Consider the following 19,873-nt stretch of genomic DNA (forward strand, 5'->3'; position numbering starts at 1 on the left):
ACTCAGTCGAACAGATCGAGATCGATGCGATAGCTGATGCCGGCGCCGACCGTGACCTGGTTGCGGCTGCCCCCGATCTCGATGATGGGCGATTCGCCTGCGTCTGACAGAAGGTAGGTGTAGCTCGCCCGAGCGTGCAGATCGACCTTGTCGGTCAGCGAGTAGGTCGCCTGGCCGGTGATCCCGACGCTCTTGAAGCCGCTGCCGGCGTCGTAGACCGGCAGGCCGGACAGCAAGGCCTGTGCCGGAGTGACCGAGAAATAGGTGTCGAAATACTCGGAATCCGCAAAGGTGATCTCCGGCCCACCGCGCAGTTCCAGCCGGTCGGTGGGACGCAGGATGCCATACGCCACCGCCTCGCCGACAATGCCGTCGTGGCCGCCGAAGCCGCGCCGGACGGCCAGAAGGGCGCCCCAGTGCTCCATTTCATAGGCGCCCTTCAGTCCGAGCTCGACCGCCGCATCGACATCGCCGAGGCCGACCAGTACCGGATCGTCGAACTGCTCTCGCTTGGACACGACATTGAACGACGGGCCGATGGAGAAACCGAGCCGCTGGCCGCCGAACTCGCCGATCCCCGGCAGCCGGAGATATTCCAGCGAGACGATCGGCCAGGGCACGACATTGTAGCTGTCGGAGCCCTCCCACTCGGGCTGCACGATGCCGCCGATGCCGAGCCGGACCGACAGGTCGGTGCCCGGCGCCGACCCGGCCAGGGGCGCCTCCTGGGCAGAGGCGGCCTCCAAGAACAGGGCGCCGGCAAGCGCCGCCGTCATTGCCAAGCGGATCGACATGTGGCTCGTCGTCCCCAGGAGCTTCGTTCGGGCGGACGATAGTCCGCATTCGGTCGCCCCGTCACTACGAAATCCCGACGTCCGTGGATTGGTCGCCACCGTGCCTCATCCGCTAGACCGCGCCGATCGTCTTCAGCTTGGCGCGCGGATGCACCTCGTTCTGGGACATGACGGTAGTCTGGGCGCGGAACCGCTCGATGATGGAGCGAACATAGGGCCGCGAGCCGGGGCTGGTCAGCAGAACCGGGATCTCGCCCTTGCGGGCCGCCTCCTCGAAGCGGTCGCGGACGGTCGAGATGAAGGACTGCAGCCTGGAGGGCGCCATGGCGAGCTGCTTGTCCTCGCCGTCGCCATGCAGCGATTCCAGGAAGGCCCGTTCCCATTCGGGCGAGAGCGCGATGATCGGAATGTAGCCGCCGGGCGCCTGGTGCTGGGCGCAGAGCTGTCGGGCGAGTCGCGAGCGGACGTGCTCGGTGATGAGTCGCGTGCTGCGCAGCGTTCCCGCGACTTCGGCGATGCCTTCGAGGATCGTCGGAAGATCGCGGATCGAGACGCGCTCCTCCAGAAGCGTCTGAAGCACGCGCTGTATGCCGGTGATGGTGATCTGCGAGGGCACGATGTCGTCGACCAGCTTCTGCTGTTCCTTGGGCAGCTCCTTGAGCAGCTTGGAGACCTCGCCATAGGAGAGCAGCTCGGCCATGTTGCTGCGCACCAGTTCGGTCAGATGTGTCGAGACGACCGTCGCCGGATCGACGACGGTGTAGCCCTTCAGTTCCGCTTCGCCGCGCAGCGCCTGGTCGATCCAGGTCGCCGGCAGCCCGAAGGTCGGCTCGGTGGTGTGGATGCCGGGCAGCTGGACCTGGCCGCCTTCGGGGTCCATCACCATGAACTGGCCCGGATAGACGGTTCCGCGTCCGGCCTCCACCTCCTTGATCTTCACGACATAGGCGTTCGGCTCGAGATGCATGTTGTCGAGCAGACGCACCGGCGGCATCACGAAGCCCATGTCTGCGGCGAGCTGGCGGCGCAGCGCCTTGATCTGGCCGGTCAGCCGGTCCTCGCCGTCGGCCCCGTTGATCAGCGGCAGCAGCGCATAGCCGATCTCGATCTTGACATCGTCGATGGCGAGCGCGCTTGCGATGGGCTCATCGGATGCGCCGGCCTTGCTGGCGTCGGCGTCCGGACGGGCGGCCGCGCTCGCGGCATCTGCCTCGCGACGCTTCTTGCGGGTCATGTGCCAGGCGAGGAAGCCGGTGCTAGCGGCGAGCGCCAGGAACGGCAGCATCGGCATGCCGGGCAGCAGCGCCATCACCACCATGACGAAGGACGACATGCCCAACGCCTTCGGATAGCCGGACAGCTGGTCCATCAGCGCCTTGTCGGCCGACCCGGTGACGCCGGCCTTGGACACCAGCAGGCCGGCGGCCGTCGAGACGATCAGCGCCGGGATCTGCGAGACAAGGCCGTCGCCGACGGTGAGCAGCGTATAGGTGGTCGCCGCCTCGGCCAGGCCGAGCCCGTTCTGGGCGACGCCGACGATCATCCCGGCGATGACGTTGATGAAGGTGATCAGCAGGCCGGCGATTGCGTCGCCGCGCACGAATTTCGAGGCGCCGTCCATGGCGCCGAAGAAGGTTGACTCGTCTTCTAGCTTCTTGCGGCGGATGCGGGCCTCGTTCTCGTCGATGAGGCCGGCCGACAGGTCCGCATCGATCGCCATCTGCTTGCCGGGCATGGCGTCGAGGGTGAATCGGGCGGCGACCTCGGCGATGCGGCCGGATCCCTTGGTGATGACCACGAAATTCACGATCACCAGGATCGCGAAGACGATGATCCCGATGACGAAGTTGCCGCGCATCACGAAGTTGCCGAACGCCTCGATCACGTGGCCTGCGGCGTCGGTCCCTTCGTGGCCTCGCGCCAGGATCAGTCGGGTCGAGGCGAGGTTCAACGCCAGCCGCAGCATCGTGGCGATCAGCAGCACCGTCGGAAATGACGAGAATTCCAGCGGCGCATGGATGAACAGCGCCGTCATCAGGATCAGGACGGAGAAGGTGATCGAGATCGCCAGGGCGATGTCGAGAATCACCGGCGGCATCGGCAGGATCAGCACGACGAGGATCGCGATGACGCCGAAGGCGAGTGCCAGATCGCCGCGCTTGAGAGCCTCGATGACCGCTGAAACGGACGGAAGTCCCAGCACGCGTCGCGGCGTCTCGACGCCGGCAGTGGTGTCGGTCATGTGCTCCCCTGCGGCCAGAAGCTCACCCCGGCAAAATCTGCCGGTCGTATGGTTAGCGAGTGGTTAACGGCGGCGGTCCTTCGCCCGTGTTGCGCCTCCGCACCGGATCTTCAGCGCATCGCCATCCTGGTCTCGCCGGGCCCGGGGATCCGGTAGCCCTCATCCGAATACAGATGTAGCTTGTTGCGCAGGGTACGGATCGAAATGCCGAGAATGTTGGCGGCGTGTGTCCGGTTGCCCAGGCAATGGTCGAGGGTGTCGAGGATGAGATCGCGCTCGACCTCGGCGACCGTCCGCCCGACAAGGTCGCGGGTGACGGCTTCCGCCGCGCGTGCCGCGTGGGCGGCGGGGCCGCCATCGGGCCTGCCGATCATCGCATCGAGCCGCGATCCGTCCGGAAGCCTGAGCGCGTCGGCACCGATCTCGAGGCCGGTGGCGAGCAGCACCGCCCGATGGATGGTGTTCTCCAGCTCGCGGACGTTGCCCGGCCAGCGGTTGAGGACGAGCTGGCGCCGCGCATCCTCGGCGAGCGGTCGCAGTGGCAGGCCGTTGGCTTCGGCATAGCGGCGGGCGAAATGCTCGGCGAGGGCTAGGATGTCGGCCGGCCGCTCGCGCAGCGGCGGGATCTTCAGGTTGACCACGTTGAGCCGGTAGAGCAGATCCTCGCGGAACGCACCCTGGCGCACGGCCTCGGCCAGATCGCGGTTGGATGTGGCGATGATGCGGATGTTGACGGGCACCGGCCGTCCGCCGCCGACCCGGTCGATGATCCGTTCCTGGATCGCGCGCAGCAGCTTGGCCTGTAGGCGCACGTCCATCTCGCTGATCTCGTCGAGCAGCAGCGTGCCGCCGTCGGCTTCCTCGAACTTGCCGATGCGGCGCGCCACCGCGCCGGTGAAAGCCCCCTTCTCGTGTCCGAACAGCTCCGATTCGAGGAGCGACTCTGGGATCGCCGCACAATTGATCGAGATGAACGGCTTGTCGGACCGTTTCGACTTGCGATGGACATGCTGGGCCAACACCTCCTTGCCGGTGCCGGACTCGCCCGTGATCAGCACGCTCGCGTCGGAAGGCGCGATCTGTTCGGCCAGCTTGACGACCGCGGCCATCGCGTCGTCACGGTAGACGAGCGCCTTCGAATCATCGGCGACGGCCGCGAGCACCGCTGCGATCAACTCGGGGTCGGGCGGCAGCGGGATGTATTCCTTGGCGCCGGCCCGAATCGCAGCCACCGCCGCGCGCGCATCGTTCTCGGTGCCGCAGGCAACGATCGGGACGCAGATGCGCTCGTGCTCCAGCTGCTGGATGAGCTGGGCGATGTCCATCGAAACCTCGACCATCAGCAGGTCGGCGCCGCGCCCGGCCCGCAGGGCCCGCATCGCCTCCTCGATGGTGTTCGCATGCAGGACCTTGGCGCCGCGATCCATCGCGATCCGACTGGCCGTCGTGAGCTGGCCGCGCAGCGAGCCGATGATCATCAGCCTCATCGCATCCTCCCTTTCCTACACTGCCCCCCGACGCTCAGCCGCGGTCATTCTTGATGATCTCGGTCATGGTCACGCCGAGCCGCTCGTCAACGAGGACTACCTCGCCGCGGGCTACCAGGCGGTCGTTGACATAGATGTCGATCGCCTCGCCGACCTTGCGGTCGAGCTCGATGACCGCGCCGGACTTGAGCTTGAGCAGTTCCGAGACCTCGAGCCGCGAGCGCCCGAGCACGGCTGACACCTTGACGGGGACGTCGAACACCGCCTCGAGGTCGGCGGCCGAATGCTGTGTCGCCTCGTCCTGCGGCAGATCGCCATCCGGCTCGACGGGAGGTTCGGCGTTGTCGATGTCGTCGAAGGGGCTGTCGGGATCGTTGCTCATCGGTTTTCATCCTGATCGCGGGCGGCACTTCGGGCGAGGTAGCGTGCTGCCGCCTGCTCGATGGCCTTGGAAATCGCGGCGCTGTCGCGGACTATGCCGCCGTCGGCCCAGTCGATCCGGCCGTCGCCCTCGGCGATCTCGGGATCGGCGAGCACGACGATGCGGCCTTCAAATCCCGACTGGGTGGCAATTGTCCCGATCCGCTGGCGCAGGTCGTCGGCAATCGTCTCGCTGACACGAACGACGACATGCGGCACATCGCGAAGGTCGGACAGGCTGTCGCGCAGCATCCTCTCGACCTCCGCATGCGGCATCGCGGCCACAAGCGTCCGGGCGAGGCGGCCGGCGGCGGTGAGCGCCAGCTCCACGGCGGCGGACTCGATGCGGGCGCGCTCGGCTGCGGCCGAGCTGATCAAACGGTCAAGTTCGGCGACGAGCGTCTCGGCAGCCCGGGCGGTCTGCGCGGCGATCGCCTCGCTCGCGGCCCGGCGGCCCTCGGCGAGCCCTGCGGCATGGCCCTCGGCGCGGGCCCGCTCGACGGCGGCGTCGAGCATCGCCCGGTCGATCGCCGGAGCGGTCGGTCGCACAGGCTCGACGTCGAGCGCAAAGATCTCGTCGAAGAGGTAGGGGGCGGGCTTCACGGCGGTCTGGCGCTGCATCTTCCCGAATGCCTCAGTAGATGAGCTCGTCCTCGCCGCGATTCTTGGAGATCATGATCTCTCCCTTCGCGGCGAGGTCCTTGGCGAGGTTGACCATGCGCGCCTGCGCCTCGTCGACGTCGCGCAGGCGGACGGGGCCCATCACCTCCATGTCCTCCTTGAGGATGCTGGCGGCGCGCTGCGACATGTTCGACAGGAAGAAGTTGCGGACCGTCTCGTTCGCGCCCTTCATCGCGATGGCAAGCTTGTCCTTGTCGACGTGCCGCAGCAGTGTCTGGGCACTGGCGTTGTCGAGCCGGGCCAGGTCCTCGAAGGTGAACATCAGCGTCTTGATGCGTTCGGCGGAGTCGCGATTGATCTCCTCGAGCGCGGTCATGAAGCGGGACTCGGTCTGGCGGTCGAAATTGTTGAACACCTCTGCCATCAGCTCGTGGGCGTCGCGGCGCTGGGTCTTGGCGAGGTTCGACATGAACTCCATGCGCAGGGTCTGCTCGAGACGATCAAGGATCTCCTTCTGCACGGATTCCATCTTGAGCATGCGGTTGATGACCTCGAGGGCGAGATCCTCCGGCAGGATCGCGAGGACGCGCGCGGCATGCTCGGGACGAATCTTCGACAGCACCACCGCGATGGTCTGCGGGTATTCGTTCTTCAGGTAGTTGGCGAGCACCGTCTCCTGGACGTTGGAGAGTTTCTCCCACATGTTGCGCCCGGCCGGGCCGCGGATTTCCTCCATGATCAAGGAGACCCGCTCCGCGGGAAGGAACTGCTGCAGCAGGCGCTCGGTCGAATCGTAGTTGCCGACCAGGGCCCCGGCGTGGCCCATGTCGAGCACGAATTCGACCATCAGCTTCTCGACGATCTCGGTGCTGACCTTGCCGAGCTTCGACATGGCGATCGAGATCAGCCGGATTTCCTCGTCATCGAGCTGGCGCCAGATCACATCGCCATGCTCACGGCCGAGCGCCAAGAGAAGAACGGCGGCACGTTCCGTTCCGGAGAGGTCGTCGACCGAGCTGGGGACGCGCAGTTCGGGGGTGCGGAGCATTGCCTTCATGACGCAGCCGGTGCGTGGATCCAGTTGCGGATGATGTTGAGGGCCTCGGTCGGATTCTGATCGATCAGTTCACCGACCTTGCGCAGCGACGATTGCTGCACTTCGCCGATCTGCTGGGCAAAATCGATGGCATCCTCGGTAGGCGAGGGTGGCAGTGCCAGGCTGGTGCCGGCCGGCCCCTCGAGCTGCGCGACGAGGCCAGGCGCCTCGGCGTTGGCGGTCGCCGGTGCCTCGAGGGCGATTGGCGCCGTGGCCTCCGGCGAGAGGATACGGCGCACCAGCGGCCGGGCGACGAACAACAGCACCAGCAGGGCGACGAGGAACAGGACGCCGAGTTCCACGAGCCGCATCAGTTCGGCGGAAGACAGGGCCGGCAGGAAGGACGTCTCCTCCTCCGTGGGAATGCCCCTGGGCCCTTCGGCGAAACGCAGGTTGGCGATCTCAACGGTGTCGCCGCGCTCCTGGTCGAAGCCGACCGCCGACCGCACCAGCGCCGCCAGTCGGTCGAGCTGCTCCTGCGGGCGCGGTTCGTAGACCAGCTCGCCGTTGGCGTTCTGGGTGTAGATGCCGTCGACCACCACGGCGACCGAGAGGCGACGGATACGACCGGGCTCGATCACCTCGGTCTTGGTCGTGCGGGAGATCTCGTAGTTGGTGACCTCCTCGCTGCGACTGGTGTTCTCGCTGGCCATACCCGCCGCCTCGGCATTGGCGCCGGGAAGCTCGTTGCCGACTGTCACGCCGCCATTGTCGGCCGGCTCGGTGACGTTCGAGGTCTCCTCGCGCAGCTGCGAGGAGCGTACGACGCGGCCATCCGGATCGAACTGGTCGACGGTCTGGGTGACGCGATTGTGCTCGAGCTCCGCGGTAACCTGCACCCGGACACGGTCCGGTCCGACGATGCTGGCCAGGATATCCTCGATCTGGCTGCGCATCTTTGCCTCGATGGCCTGTCGGCGATTGTCGAGCACCAGAAGCGAGCCCGCATCCGCGTCGCCATCGCCGTCGGCAAGCAGCCGACCGGCCTCATCGACAATCGCGACGCGGCCCGGCGTCATGCCCTCCACGGCGGAGGCGACAAGATGCCGGATCGCCCGGATCTGCGTCTCGCTGAGCGCGCCGCGTGTCTTCAGCACGATCGAGGCGCTTGGCGGCACCGTGTCGCGGGCGAACAGTCGCCGCTCGGGAATGACCAGATGCACCCGCGCCGACGCGACGCGGTCGAGGGCCCGTATCGTCCGAGCCAGCTCGCCCTCCAGCGCGCGCAAGTGGTTGATGCCCTGCACGAAGCTGGTTGCGCCGAGCGTGTCGCCGCGGTCGAAGATCTCGTAACCGACACCGCCGCCGGAGGGCAGGCCGGATGAGGCGAGATCCATGCGCAACCTCAGCACGTCCGGCTCGGGTACCAGTACCGTGCTGCCTTCGTAGCGCAGCTCATAGGCGATGCCGCGCCGCTCGAGTTCGCGCACCACCGCGCCCGAATCCTCGAAGTCGAGGTCGGTGTAGAGCGGCACCATCTTCACTGCGGACAGATGGATGATGAGGAAGGCGAAAAAGCCGATCAGTGCAGCGGCGACAGCCCCCATGGCAGCAAGCCGGGCGGCGCCGAGCGACTTCAGGAATTCTAGCCCCACCTGCACGTTGCCGTAGCCTGTTACGCTGACGATTGTCTGACCGGGAATCGGCGCTTGCACCGACGCGACGCGACCGCGACCCGGCAAGAATTTCCCACCGCATTCCTAAACAAGTGATTAACGCGGCAGCGTCGGGAGCTCGCTTCCGGTTCGGAATGGCACAGTCGGGGCGGGACGGGAGGGCGCGAACGTAAGCCTTCGATTAACGAGGGCAGCAGATGCGGCAGGGTCAGAACGGCAGGGATGGTGGCGGACGCGCATGCGAAGACGCCGGCCTGGGGGGCCGGCGTCGAAGTCGTCACATCTGATCAGACGTAGCAGTCGGGTCGCGTCAGTTCCGGTACTGCTGGACGCGGGTCGCGCGCAGGCCGGGCAGGCCGTACTTGTCGATCGAGTGTTGCCAGCTCAGGAATTCTTCGACGGTCAAGGTGTAGCGCTCGCAGGCCTCTTCGAGACTGAGAAGGCCACCGCGAACGGCCGCGACCACCTCAGCCTTGCGCCGGATAACCCACCGCTTGGTGTTCTTCGGCGGCAGGTCGGCGATCGTGAGCGGGCTGCCATCTGGCCCTATCACGTATTTCGCCCGCGGCCGGTACTGATCGGTCATCGATACTCTCACACACTCAACTGACCAACACGTGTGAGAGCGTAAGCAGGTCGACTTAAGATTTGGCTAAAGGGATGGTGGGTATTTTCTTAACAATCTCAACGGACTGGCTTCAATTTGAGACAAAGTGATTGACCAATCCTTCTCGTCAGCCGAGCACGGCCCGGACATCGCTGAGCCGGATTCCGTACTCGCCGACGATGAGAATCGGCTCGGTGCCGGTGAAATCGACCCCGTCGATAATGGCCGCCACCTCGACGACCGTCTGCAGAGGCTCGCCCTTGTCGTTGGTGGCTTCGACGGTCAGCGTGTACTTGCCATCGGGCAGCTGGTTGCCGTCGCTGTCGCGGCCCGTCCAGACGTAGTCGTGGCGTCCGGCTGAGATCTCCTTCGATTCGGTCCAGACCACCTTGCCGTTGGCGTCACGGACGGTGAAAGTGGCGTGGGTCGCGCCGGAGGCTGCCGCATAGCTCCACTCGGCCTTGCCACCCTTCAGGTCGGTAGTGGTGGATTCGACCATCACCCGTTTGCCGATGAAGGCCGCCGCCTGGGTGGCCGTCTGCGCGGCAGACAGCTGGATCATTGCCTCGAGGTTGGCATTGGCCTTGATCTGCTGCTCGACGCCGGAGAACTGGACCAGTTGCTGGGTGAACTGGTTCGTATCAAGCGGATCGAGCGGGTTCTGATTGCGCAGCTGCGTCGTCAGCAGCGAAAGGAACGTATCGAAATTGTCAGCGATCGCCGCGCGGTCGGTCGCCGAGGAGTAGCTTCCACCGATGTTCGACAGGGCACTCAGGTACATGGCGTCACCTCATATTCTGAGATCCAGTCCGCCGGCGTAGGACAGGCGCTGGGGGAGGGGGGCGGGATTGGTGGGGTCTGCCGTCGCGTCGGGGCTGGCCTCGGCCGGCGTGGCACCGGTGCTCTGCTGGTCGCGGCCGCCGTGCGACTGTGCGAAGGACGACTGGTCGCGGAGCTCGTACTGGATGCCGCCCTCAAGCTTGAGCCCCGACGCATTCAGCGCCCGCTCCAGGCCTCGGGAATCGCGCAGCAGCGCGTCCAGAGTGTCAGGCCGGTCAACCAGCATGTGTGTCCTCACCTGACCGTCGCGACCGAATTCCAGGCGGACCTCGACACGGCCGAGCTCGGGCGGATCCAGCTCGATTTCGAACCGGTTCGCCCCGTCAGCGGATTTCTGGGCTATGCGCAGCGCGATGGCCTGAACGTCGGGGCGGGCGGCGACGGCACCAAGATGACGCAAGGTCGTTTCGAGATGCGTTCCGTCCCGGCCGGGAACGAGCGAGACCGCGCCGCCATAGGCGTGCAGCGTGGAGAGGCGCGAGGTCGTCGGATCGGCCTTGGCGTCGTCAGCGGGTGCGGCCGTGGCCATTGCGGCAAGCATGTCGGCTGGCACCCGGATCGCCGGTTGCGCGGCATCGGGCTGGCGCATCTCGGGTGACGCCGCCGGAGAGGCGGGCGCCGACGCATGCGACGGTCGGGACGGGACAGGCTGTCTGTCCGGCTTCTGCCGCGTCAACAGACGCGCCAGTTCGCTGTCGTCGTCGGCAAGAGGCAGCAGCGCGACGTCCCGTGACGTGGCCTGAGAGGGCAACGAAATGTTGCCAGCGGACCGAGGCCGGCCGGCCGGATCGGCATCTGAGTTCCCTGCCGGATCGCCTGCGGCAAGTGCCTGGTCTGTACCCGTCCCGGCGCTCTGGAGCGGCTGGGCTGCGGGCGGCGCGGCAGCGTCAGCCGCGCCACCGGCCGTATGCGACGCCGATTGGGCCATCGACATCGCCTGGGCTTGCCGATCGGCGGCGGACGCCAGCTGTGCTGCCGCATCGGCGACTGTGCGTGGAGGCACGGGTGCCGCAAGCGCTGCGGCCGAACCCATGCCGGCCGATTGCACAGGCACCGGATCCGACGCTCCGGGTACGGGACCGGTGATCTGGCCGGCATTCTCGTTCAGGGCAGCTGATCGACCGTCGGCGGGCGGGACTTTCCCGGCGAGAGCTGGCGCCTGTGCCGACGCAGCCGCTTGTGATGCCGCCGCGTCCGGATCGCCGGCCTGATCGGCCGCCAGGGGTGCCAGGAGTGCCAGAGGTGCCAGAGGCTCGCCCAGCGGCATGGCCGGCGTCGCGACCGTATCGGTTGCGGTCGGGACTGCATCGAGCGGGCCCGATTGCGCCGATGGATCCTCGATGTCCTTGCCCGTCGCGGTCGGGCCCGTCGCGGTTGGGGATGCGCTCATCGCCGCCAGAACAGCCGCGAAATCCGATCCGTTGCCAGCGACAGGCTGGCCGAGGATGCCGAGCAGTCCTGTGTCGCGTCGGCTTGCCGCGCGCGCATCGGCGCCCGGCTTGAACTGGGTTGCAATGACAGATGCAGCGTCGCCCATATACACGCCCTAGTCGAACGCGAAGGTCTCGGATTAAGCGAAGCAAGGATCGGGCCACGAAAAAGATCCATATGTTGCAGATATTTGGGTCGGGCCGCCGGGATCTGGCCGGCAAGTCTTGCCGACTTCCCGGTTGAACCTTGCCGGTCGACCCGGCGGTGATCTCGATGAGCCGGGCCAGCCGGCCCTTGCCATCGGCAGGGGAGGTCCTATGATTCGGGCGGTTCGCCCCGGCGCGAGGTCGCTGCCGTATCCGTTCACCGAAGCTTGCCGCCATGCAGAATTCGCTCGACCTGCCCGGACGCCCGCAGGATACCCGCGTCGTCGTTGCCATGTCGGGCGGTGTTGATTCCTCCGTGGTGGCCGGCCTGCTGAAGAGGGAGGGCTACGACGTCGTTGGCGTGACGCTTCAGCTTTACGATCATGGTGAGGCGGAGCATCGCCCCGGCGCCTGCTGTGCCGGTCAGGACATCTACGATGCCCGGCGGGTGGCGGAGACGCTCGGCATCCCGCATTATGTTCTCGATTACGAGCGCAGGTTCCGCGAGGCGGTGATCGACGCCTTCGCCGACAGCTATCTGGCTGGGGAAACGCCGATCCCCTGTGTCGGCTGCAACCAGCAGATCAAGTTCCACGATCTCCTGGATACCGCGCGCGATCTCGGCGCGCAGGCGCTGGCGACGGGCCACTACATCGCGAGCCGTGCGCTGCCCGGCGGCCGGCGGGCGCTCTATCGCGCACGCGATGAGGAGCGTGACCAGAGCTATTTCCTGTTCGCGACCACACAGGACCAGATCGACTTCCTGCGCTTCCCGCTTGGTGACATGCCGAAGTGGCGCACGCGCGAGATCGCGCGCGACCTCGGGCTGACGGTCGCCGACAAGGCCGACAGTCAGGACATCTGCTTCGTGCCGACCGGCCGCTACACGCAGATCATCGAGCGACTCAGGCCGGGCGCGATCGAGCCGGGCGAGATCGTGCATCTCGATGGCCGAGTGCTGGGCCGGCACGACGGCATTGTCCATTTCACGATCGGGCAGCGCCGCGGTATCGGCGTCGCGATCGGTGAACCTCTCTACGTCATCGACCTCGATGCGAAGACACGCCGGGTACTGGTCGGCCCGCGCGAGGCTCTCGAGACGCGCCGCGTCGCGTTGCGGCAGGTGAACTGGCTCGGCGACATGCCACTCGGCGAAGGCAGCCACGAGGTATTCGCCAAGGTGCGCTCGACTCGGCCGCCGCAGCCGGCCCGGCTGGTCGTGACCGAGGGTGGAGTCGAGGTGGACCTGCTGGCCGGAGAATACGGCGTGTCGCCCGGTCAGGCCTGTGTCTTCTACGAAAGCTGCGAGCCGCAGAGCAGGGTTCTCGGCGGCGGCTGGATCGCTGCCGCCCGGCCGGCCGTTGCCCTTGCCGATGCGATCGGCCAGGCACGCCGCATTCCACGCGCGGCGGCTGCCGGTTCGGCTTGACACCCTTCGGGGCCGATCCTTATATCGGCCTCGCCTGCCGGCCGCCGGCGCGAGTCCGGAAACCGGACCCGTGTGAATCGCCGAGTTCGAGGCGGACCGGGCATCGGGGCGGAGTAGCTCAGTTGGTTAGAGCAGCGGAATCATAATCCGCGTGTCGGGGGTTCAAGTCCCTCCTCCGCTACCAATTCCGCTGAGGCAGTCGATCGAGGAACCCACGCCACGCGGATCCGCTTGATCGCTGCTGCCGGCCCGTGTGCGGCCCTGCCGGGGCCGGAGGAGGCGGACGGCGCGAGCACCAGACCCTCAGCGCCGTATTTGCTGATGATCGACCTGGCGGATGGGCGCCGGATGAACATCGCCGCCACCGGGCGACGGAGCCGAGGGGCGGCAGGCTGCCGTGACCGACGAGATCGACTCCCGCGAGAGTGCGCTTGCGCCGGCTCGTGCTGCTGGCATCGAAGCCGCGCAGGCCTGGCCGGTGCGGGCAGGCGGCGAGCGGCGGCGGCCGCCGGTCGGAATGATCGCTACGATGTCAGTTCGGCGCGAACGATCCTCGCGCCTTCGACCATCGCCACCATCTTGCCGTAGGCGACGTTGCGCGGCAGGTACTTCAGCCCGCAATCGGGGGCCACGACGATACGGTCAGCCGAGACATGTGGCAGTGCCCGGCGTATGCGGGCGGCGACCGTCTCGGGCGTCTCGATCTCGTGCGTCGACAGGTCGAGAACGCCGAGGATGATGCGCTTGTCGGGCAGGGTCTCGAGGATCGAGCAATCCAGCTTCGACTGTGCGGTCTCGATCGAGACGGCGTTGACCGGCGAGTTGGCGAACTCTGGGAGGAAGGAATAGCCCTCCGGCCGTTCGTGGATGATCGCTGCATAGCCGAAGCAGATGTGGACGGCGGTCTCGCCGGTGATGCCGTCGAGCGCCGCGTTCAGCGCCGCCAGGCCGTAGTCGCGGGCCTGCTCGGGGCGGGCCTGCATGTAGGGCTCGTCGATCTGGACGATGTCGGCGCCGGCAGCGAACAGGTCGCGGATCTCCTCGTTGACCGCACGGGCATAGTCGAGTGCCATTTCGGCGGGATCGTCGTAGAAGTCGTCCTGGGCCTGCTGCGACATGGTGAAGGGCCCCGGAACCGTCATCTTGATCCGTCGGTCGGTGTTGGCGCGCAGGAATTCGGTGTCGCGTACCTGGACGGCATGCTTGCGGCGGATCCTGCCGACCACCCTCGGAACCGGGTTGGGGTGGCCGGAGCGGTCGAGCGCGGTCCCGGGATTGTCGATGTCGACGCCCTCGAGCGCAGTGGCGAAGCGGTTGGAGTAGCTTTCGCGGCGCATCTCGCCGTCGGTGATGATGTCGAGCCCGGCACGCTCCTGGTCGCGGATCGCCAGCAGGGTGGCGTCGTCCTGGGCCTGTTCGAGCCATTCGGGGGCGACGCGCCACAGCTCGCGGACGCGCACGCGCGGCGGGAAGCGGCCGGCCAGATTGGCCCGGTCGATCAGCCAGTCCGGCTGGGCGTAGGAACCGACCAGGGAGGTCGGCAGCAGCGTTTCGATCGTCGCCATGCTCTTCGTTCTTTCCGTCTCGTCTCGCGTCGAATGGATCGTTCGTCAGGCGCGGAACAGGTCGCGGTCGATACCGGCGGCCTCGAACAGATAGTCGCGGCTCGCCTCCAGTTCGCCGCGCAGCCTGTCCAGATCCACATCGAGGAGCGTGCCGCGCCATTTGCGGATCCGTCCGGCGACCATCACCGTGTCGACATTGCTGCGCTCCATCAGCGTGACCACGGCGCCGGGGACATGGTTGAGCGGCGCCACGTTGATGGCAGTCGCGTCGAGCAGCACGATGTCGGCCTCCTTGCCCGGCGTCAGGCTGCCGACCTTGTGGTCAAGCTTGAGCCCGCGCGCGCCCTCGAGGGTGGCCATACGGATCACGTCGCGCGCAGTCAGCAGGTCCGGCAGGTTCTCGCCGCCGCCGAGCGCCGCCTCGTTGACGAAGGCGCGCTGCAGCGTCAGCGCGGCACGCATCTGGGTGAAGGGGTCGGCAGTCATGGTGCACTCGACGTCGGACGACAGGGAAGGCTGCAGTCCGACATCCAGCGCCTTCTGGATCGGCGGCATGCCGTGCCGCATCACCATCTCGATCGGCACCGACAGGGAGACGTGCGCCCCGGCGTCGGCGGCCGCCTTCCAGCCGAGGTCCGACATGCCGGTCATGTGGATGAAGATGTTGTCGGGGCCGAACCGGCCGGCCCGGGCCAGTTCGTCGAATATCGGCGCCATGCCGAAGGTGCCGACGACATGCAGGGCGATCGGCAGCGCCAGCTCACGGCCGATCTCCCAGGCGCGCTCGTAACCCGGCAGGTAGATCTCGCCGCCCATCGCCATGGTCAGGAGCTGATCGTCGGAGGCGAACGCTTCCGATCGGAGCCGGCGCGCGTCATCGGGATATTTCGTGCGGTCTCCCCATCCCTCGAAATAGCCGAGGACGGCGCGCCGCCCGGCGTCCCTCAGGGCCTGGACAGCCGCATCGGAATGTTCGGGCGAGTGATGGATCTGCGAGACGTCCATCACTGTCGTCACGCCGGCGTCGAGCTGGGCGAGGGAGCCGTACAACTCGTTGATGTGGACGTCGGAGGGGCGATAGACGAGCGAGAACTTCTGAAGGACGTGCTCGTAGTAGTTTATCGCGCTGTGCGGATGGCCATCATTGATGAGGATGCCGTCGGCCAGGAAACCGCGCAGCGCGGTCTCGAACTGGTGGTGATGAGTGTCGACGAAGCCCGGCATGACGATCATGCCGGCCGCGTCGAGGATCTCGGCGTCGCCGGCATCGAGCATCGGTGCGACTGCCTCGATGCGTGATCCGTTCACGAGGACGTCGCCCACCGCGAAGTCGCCGACATCCGGGTCGAGGCTCAGAACGTGGCCACCGCGGATCAGCAGTCGTCGGCCACGCTCGCCCGTACCGGCCGGCATCGGTCCGGAGCGGACGCGAGGCGCGGCCGGGCCGTCAGCGGCGCCGCCGGCCGCACCCGATCCTTCACCCGGGGCCGAGACGATCGTCGACTGGCAGATCCCGCACATCCCTGCATTCCTCCCGGTGGATGCCGGTGCCGCTCGGCCGCCGGCGTCGGATGTCTTCTGTCGCGGCGCGCCGGTTGCGAGGTCACCGCAACAAGCGATCCGATATTTCGCTGTGCGAAAATTCGTTCACTTCAATCGTGCGTCGTTCCAGCCGGCGAGTCAATCAGTGACGGGCGGTACAGACCGGGCCGGCGGTGCCGGTCGGCTCAGCGCACACCGATGATCGACTCCAGCACCGGATAGCGCGACAGGGTCTGGGCGATCCGCGCGGCCGAGGCGCGCAGTTCCTGCAGCCGGTTCTTCACGAGATCCTCGGCGGTGACCATGCCGGAGTAGCCGGACGAATTGAGCGCCGCGATGGTCCTGCCGGAGGTGCCGCGGATCGGAACCGCCAGCGCGGTGATGCCATAGTCGAGCTGGTCGACGGTGGTGGCGTAGTTCTTGGCGCGCACGTCCTCGATGATCGCCTTCAGCTCCGCCTTGTCGACGACGGTGCGATTGGTCAGTGCGACGGGGACGACATCGCGCAGGTAGCAGTGGAACGCCGCGTCCGGCAGGCCGGCGAGCAGAACGCGTCCGAGCGAGGTGGCGTGGGCCGGGTAGCGGGCGCCGACCACGGCGGTCGGCCGGCGGGCGCGCTGCTCGGAATAGTGGGCGATGTAGAGCACATCGTGGCCCTCCAGCGTGGCGACCGACGAGGCGTCCCCGAACATCCCGACGAGCCGCGTCAGCTCGGGCTGCAGCACCTCGTCCACGCGCGCCGAGAAGTAGAACGCGGAGCCGAGACTCATCACCTTCGGGCGCAGGTGGAAGCGCTTGCCGGTCTGACCGACATAGCCCAATGCCTGCAGCGTGATGAGGCTGCGCCGGGCGGCCGCGGGGCTGAGTCCGACCCGTCGCGCAACCTCGCTGAGCGTCATCTCGGAGTGGGCGGAATCGAAGCTCTCGAGGATCGACAGGCCTCGTGCGAGAGCCTCGACGAACTCCGCGGGGCGTTCGTCCTCCGTGCTCCGGTCGAGCATGCAGCAGACCTTCCTCAATCGCCAGGGGCGAGGGTGAAGTCGAATTTTATCATCGCATCCGGCCTGCGCTCCAGTGGCAGGTCGGCGACCAGATCCGGCTTGTAGGGCTCGATGCGGGCGATCAGCGACTTGCGAACGCCGAACACCGCGTCGTTGTCGATGTATTCGGTGTTCTCGAAAAAGACCTCGGTGACGATGCTGCGCATCCGCTCGGCGCGGATCATGTAGTGCAGATGCGCGGCGCGCCAGGCGTGGCGGCTGCCGGCCCGCAACAGCTCGCCGACCGGGCCGTCATACGGAACCGTGTAAGGCTTCGGCAGCACCGTAGTGTAGTAGTAGCGGCCCTCGGCGTCGGTCTCGAAGACACCGCGCAGGTCGTACTTGTCCTGACCGGCCTCCTGGATCGGATAGGTGCCGGAGCCGTCCGCCTGCCAGGTGTCGACGATGGCCCCGGCGATGGGGTGCTTGAGCGTGTCGCGGACGACACCGTGGCAGAGCACGGTAACGCCTTCGCGCGATCCGGCCAGATCGGCACCGAGCGGCTTGCGCGGGGCATCGTCCAGATAGAACGGACCGAGGTTGCTGTTCTCGGTGGCGCCGCCGCGCGTGTTGATCATGTCGACCAGCGCAGACCATCCGAGCACGTCGGACAGGAGAATGAACTCGTGGCGGTCGGGCGTGGATATCTTCCCGCAATCATACAGGAAGGTCAGCACCCGCATCCACTCCTCGTGGGTCAGGTTCGTCTCGCGCGTGTAGTCGTGCAGATGCTGGATCAGGTTGTCGAGCAAGAACCGGAAGCGGGATCCCTCCTCGGCCTTGAAGCTCGCCTTCACCGCCTCGGTGATCGTGAACTGGTTGATGTCTCGCATCCGAATCGTCCTCCCGGTCCCGACATGCCGGCATGCCCGCCGAAACGGCAGTGCCACGGTCTTGACAGCACGGTAGTTCAGAGCATAGTTTCCGACAAGAGAAAAAATTTTCGCTATACGAATATGCGGGGTAGGCCCCAGGGGCGGGGCAGAACCCCCGGGCAGGAGAGGCGATGCGGATCGGCAAGCAGGATCTGGCCTTCACGGCGATCGCGACCTCGGATGCGCACACGATTACGGTTCGCGGCCATGACCTGTGCTCCGAACTGATCGGTCGCATCGACTTCACCGACTATTTCTGGCTGCTGGTCATCGGATCGCGGCCCGACGAGCGGCAGCGGGCGATCACCAATGCCTGTCTGGTAGCGATTGCCGAACACGGTCTGGTGCCGAGCGTTCAGGCCGCGCGCATGACGCTCGCCGCGGCGCCGGAGGCGTGGCAGGGCGCGATGGCCGCCGGTCTGCTCGGCATGGGCACGGTGGTCGCCGGCAGCTCGGAGACGGCCGGCCGCTACATCGTCGAGGTCCTCGAGGCGAGCCGCAGGTCCGACCTCAGGACGGCCGCGCGCGAGAGTCTCGAGGCGCTCAAGGCCTCGCGCAGCAAAGTGCCGGGCCTCGGACATCCGCAGCACAGCAGCGGCGATCCCCGGGCCGACACGCTGCTCGCGCTCGCCGACCGGCTCGGCGTCTCCGGCGAGCACGTTGCCTGTCTTCGGACGATCGCCGATCTTGCCCCCGGCATCATGAACCGGCCGTTGCCGATCAACGTGTCGGGAGCGATCCCCGCGCTGATGCTTGACGCGGGATGGCCCGTCGACGCCATGAAGGGAATCCCGCTGCTGGCCCGCGCGGCCGGACTCGTCGCCCATCTGTACGAGGAATCGCAGCGCTCGATTGGCTTCATCATGTCCCATCAGGCGGATTCCGCCATCGCCTATGACGGCCCCCCGGCCGGTGCGTCGGCGACCGCTACCGGCAGCGAATGAGGCAGCGCCCGTGACGAAGATCCTGACCGATTTCCGCGTGATCGAGATGGGCACCTACATTACCGGGCCCGCTGCCGGCATGCATCTGGCCGATCTCGGCGCGGATGTGATCAAGGTGGAGCGGCCCGGTCAGGGAGATCCGTTCCGCGCCTTCAAGGGCGGGCTCTATTCGCCGCATTTCCAGACCTACAATCGCAACAAGCGGTCGATTGCGCTGGACACCGCCAAGCCCGACGACCGGGCGGTGTTCCACGACCTGATCCGCACAGCCGACGTCTTCATCCAGAACTTCCGTCCCGGGGTGGCCGAGCGGCTCGGCGCCGGCGCGGAGGAATTGCAGCGGATCAATCCGCGGCTCGTCTATTGCGCGATCACCGGGTTCGGCCAGAGTGGCCCGGCGCGCGACCGTCCCGCCTACGACACCGTCGCCCAGGCGGCGAGCGCCTATCTGCGTCTGCTGACGCCGCCGTCCAGCCCGCGCGTCATCGGTCCTGCAATCGCCGACGCGGTGACCGGCCACTATGCGGCGCTGGGCATCCTCGCGGCGCTGCTCGAGCGGTCGAAGACCGGCAAGGGACGGCGTCTCGACATCTCGATGCTCGAGGCGATGTGTCACTTCAACCTGGACAGTTTCACCCATTATTTCAGTGTCGGCGAGGTGATGGGGCCGCTCAGCCGGCCGATGGTCTCGCAGTCCTACACCTTCGCCTGTGCCGATGGAAAATGGATCGCGATCCATCTGTCCTCGCCGCAGAAGTTCTGGGAGGGGCTGGTCGCGGCCGTCGAGCGGCCGGATCTGCTGACCGACGAGCGCTTCGCCGAACGGCTGAACCGCATCAAGCACCAGCAGGACCTGATCGACATCCTGACACCGATCTTCGCGACGCGGACGCGCCAGGAATGGTGCGACATCCTGCTCGAACATGAGGTGCCGCACTCGCCGGCCTACGATTCGAACGAGGCGCTGGAGGATCCACAGGCCCGGCATCTGCAGATCGCGGTCGAGGCGACGCATCCGACGATGGGCCCCTTCAAGACCGTCAGGCCGCCCTACAACTTCGATGGCGAGGCCGATCTCGAGGTGCTGCCGCCGCCGACGCTGGACGAACACGGCGAGCAGATCAGGGCGGAGCTCGCCCAACGTCGGACCGCATAGACCGAATGTGTGACCAAGACGG

17 protein-coding genes and 1 tRNA gene are annotated in these 19,873 nt (G+C 66.8%); 4 read left to right on the forward strand and 14 right to left on the reverse strand.

Going from position 1 to position 19,873, the window contains the following annotated elements; genetic code table 11:
* Positions 1–2 precede the first annotated feature (2 nt).
* The 10 genes from EDC22_RS01330 to EDC22_RS01375 all read right to left on the reverse strand — a co-directional run bounded on the left by EDC22_RS01330 (position 3) and on the right by EDC22_RS01375 (position 10,990).
* Positions 3–794, reverse strand: a complete 792-nt coding sequence (locus tag EDC22_RS01330; protein WP_132804796.1) for a MipA/OmpV family protein — start codon at positions 792–794, stop codon at positions 3–5.
* A 112-nt stretch (positions 795–906) separates the two neighbouring features.
* Positions 907–3,036, reverse strand: a complete 2,130-nt coding sequence (flhA, locus tag EDC22_RS01335) for a flagellar biosynthesis protein FlhA (protein ID WP_132804797.1) — start codon at positions 3,034–3,036, stop codon at positions 907–909.
* 110 nt (positions 3,037–3,146) lie between these two features.
* Positions 3,147–4,523, reverse strand: a complete 1,377-nt coding sequence (flbD, locus tag EDC22_RS01340) for a sigma-54-dependent transcriptional regulator FlbD (RefSeq protein ID WP_132804798.1) — start codon at positions 4,521–4,523, stop codon at positions 3,147–3,149.
* A gap of 34 nt (positions 4,524–4,557) precedes the next feature.
* Positions 4,558–4,905 (reverse strand): flagellar motor switch protein FliN, encoded by a 348-nt coding sequence (fliN, locus tag EDC22_RS01345; RefSeq protein ID WP_132804799.1) that lies wholly within the window; start codon positions 4,903–4,905, stop codon positions 4,558–4,560.
* Positions 4,902–5,564: a FliH/SctL family protein gene (locus EDC22_RS01350; RefSeq protein ID WP_132804800.1), complete on the reverse strand. Its 663-nt coding sequence runs from the start codon at positions 5,562–5,564 to the stop codon at positions 4,902–4,904. The genes fliN and EDC22_RS01350 overlap by 4 nt, the downstream gene beginning before the upstream one ends.
* 13 nt (positions 5,565–5,577) lie before the next feature.
* Positions 5,578–6,621 carry a flagellar motor switch protein FliG gene (fliG, locus tag EDC22_RS01355; RefSeq protein WP_132804801.1) on the reverse strand — a complete coding sequence of 348 codons (1,044 nt, stop codon included), beginning with the start codon at positions 6,619–6,621 and terminating at the stop codon, positions 5,578–5,580.
* The gene (fliF, locus tag EDC22_RS01360) at positions 6,618–8,261 is read right to left on the reverse strand and encodes a flagellar basal-body MS-ring/collar protein FliF (protein ID WP_132804802.1); all 1,644 of its coding nucleotides are present in this window, start codon (positions 8,259–8,261) and stop codon (positions 6,618–6,620) included. The genes fliG and fliF overlap by 4 nt, the downstream gene beginning before the upstream one ends.
* Before the next feature lie 325 nt (positions 8,262–8,586).
* A complete protein-coding gene (gene sciP / locus EDC22_RS01365; RefSeq protein ID WP_132804803.1) occupies positions 8,587–8,862 on the reverse strand; it encodes a CtrA inhibitor SciP in 276 nt (91 codons plus the stop codon).
* Between the two features lie 148 nt (positions 8,863–9,010).
* The gene (locus EDC22_RS01370; protein WP_132804804.1) at positions 9,011–9,664 is read right to left on the reverse strand and encodes a flagellar hook assembly protein FlgD; all 654 of its coding nucleotides are present in this window, start codon (positions 9,662–9,664) and stop codon (positions 9,011–9,013) included.
* A 9-nt stretch (positions 9,665–9,673) separates the two neighbouring features.
* Complete coding sequence (locus EDC22_RS01375) at positions 9,674–10,990, reverse strand: flagellar hook-length control protein FliK (RefSeq protein ID WP_132804805.1); 1,317 nt, start codon at positions 10,988–10,990, stop codon at positions 9,674–9,676.
* 545 nt (positions 10,991–11,535) lie between these two features.
* On the opposite strand from EDC22_RS01375, the gene mnmA reads away from it, so the two are divergent.
* Positions 11,536–12,729 carry a tRNA 2-thiouridine(34) synthase MnmA gene (mnmA, locus tag EDC22_RS01380; protein WP_132804806.1) on the forward strand — a complete coding sequence of 398 codons (1,194 nt, stop codon included), beginning with the start codon at positions 11,536–11,538 and terminating at the stop codon, positions 12,727–12,729.
* Positions 12,730–12,836: 107 nt separating this feature from the next.
* Positions 12,837–12,913, forward strand: a tRNA-Met gene (locus EDC22_RS01385).
* A 340-nt stretch (positions 12,914–13,253) separates the two neighbouring features.
* On the opposite strand, the gene EDC22_RS01390 is transcribed toward EDC22_RS01385, so the two are convergent.
* The 4 genes from EDC22_RS01390 to EDC22_RS01405 form a co-directional block, all read right to left on the reverse strand.
* A complete protein-coding gene (locus tag EDC22_RS01390) occupies positions 13,254–14,294 on the reverse strand; it encodes a uroporphyrinogen decarboxylase family protein (RefSeq protein WP_132804807.1) in 1,041 nt (346 codons plus the stop codon).
* A gap of 45 nt (positions 14,295–14,339) precedes the next feature.
* Entirely contained in the window at positions 14,340–15,707 is a 1,368-nt protein-coding gene (locus EDC22_RS01395; protein WP_245499574.1) for an amidohydrolase family protein, read from the reverse strand.
* Positions 15,708–16,021: 314 nt separating this feature from the next.
* On the reverse strand, positions 16,022–16,837 hold the full coding sequence (locus EDC22_RS01400) for an IclR family transcriptional regulator domain-containing protein (protein WP_132804809.1): 816 nt from the start codon (positions 16,835–16,837) through the stop codon (positions 16,022–16,024).
* A 14-nt stretch (positions 16,838–16,851) separates the two neighbouring features.
* On the reverse strand, positions 16,852–17,709 hold the full coding sequence (locus tag EDC22_RS01405) for a dioxygenase family protein (RefSeq protein ID WP_132804810.1): 858 nt from the start codon (positions 17,707–17,709) through the stop codon (positions 16,852–16,854).
* 173 nt (positions 17,710–17,882) lie between these two features.
* Between EDC22_RS01405 and EDC22_RS01410 the strand changes: the two genes are divergently transcribed.
* Both EDC22_RS01410 and EDC22_RS01415 read left to right on the forward strand, forming a co-directional pair.
* The gene (locus tag EDC22_RS01410; RefSeq protein ID WP_132804811.1) at positions 17,883–18,695 is read left to right on the forward strand and encodes a citryl-CoA lyase; all 813 of its coding nucleotides are present in this window, start codon (positions 17,883–17,885) and stop codon (positions 18,693–18,695) included.
* A gap of 10 nt (positions 18,696–18,705) precedes the next feature.
* Positions 18,706–19,851, forward strand: coding sequence for a CaiB/BaiF CoA transferase family protein (locus EDC22_RS01415; RefSeq protein ID WP_132804812.1), 1,146 nt, complete (start codon positions 18,706–18,708; stop codon positions 19,849–19,851).
* Positions 19,852–19,873 lie beyond the last annotated feature (22 nt).

It is taken from the genome of Tepidamorphus gemmatus (assembly GCF_004346195.1).
Taxonomy (GTDB): Bacteria; Pseudomonadota; Alphaproteobacteria; order Rhizobiales; family Tepidamorphaceae; genus Tepidamorphus; species Tepidamorphus gemmatus.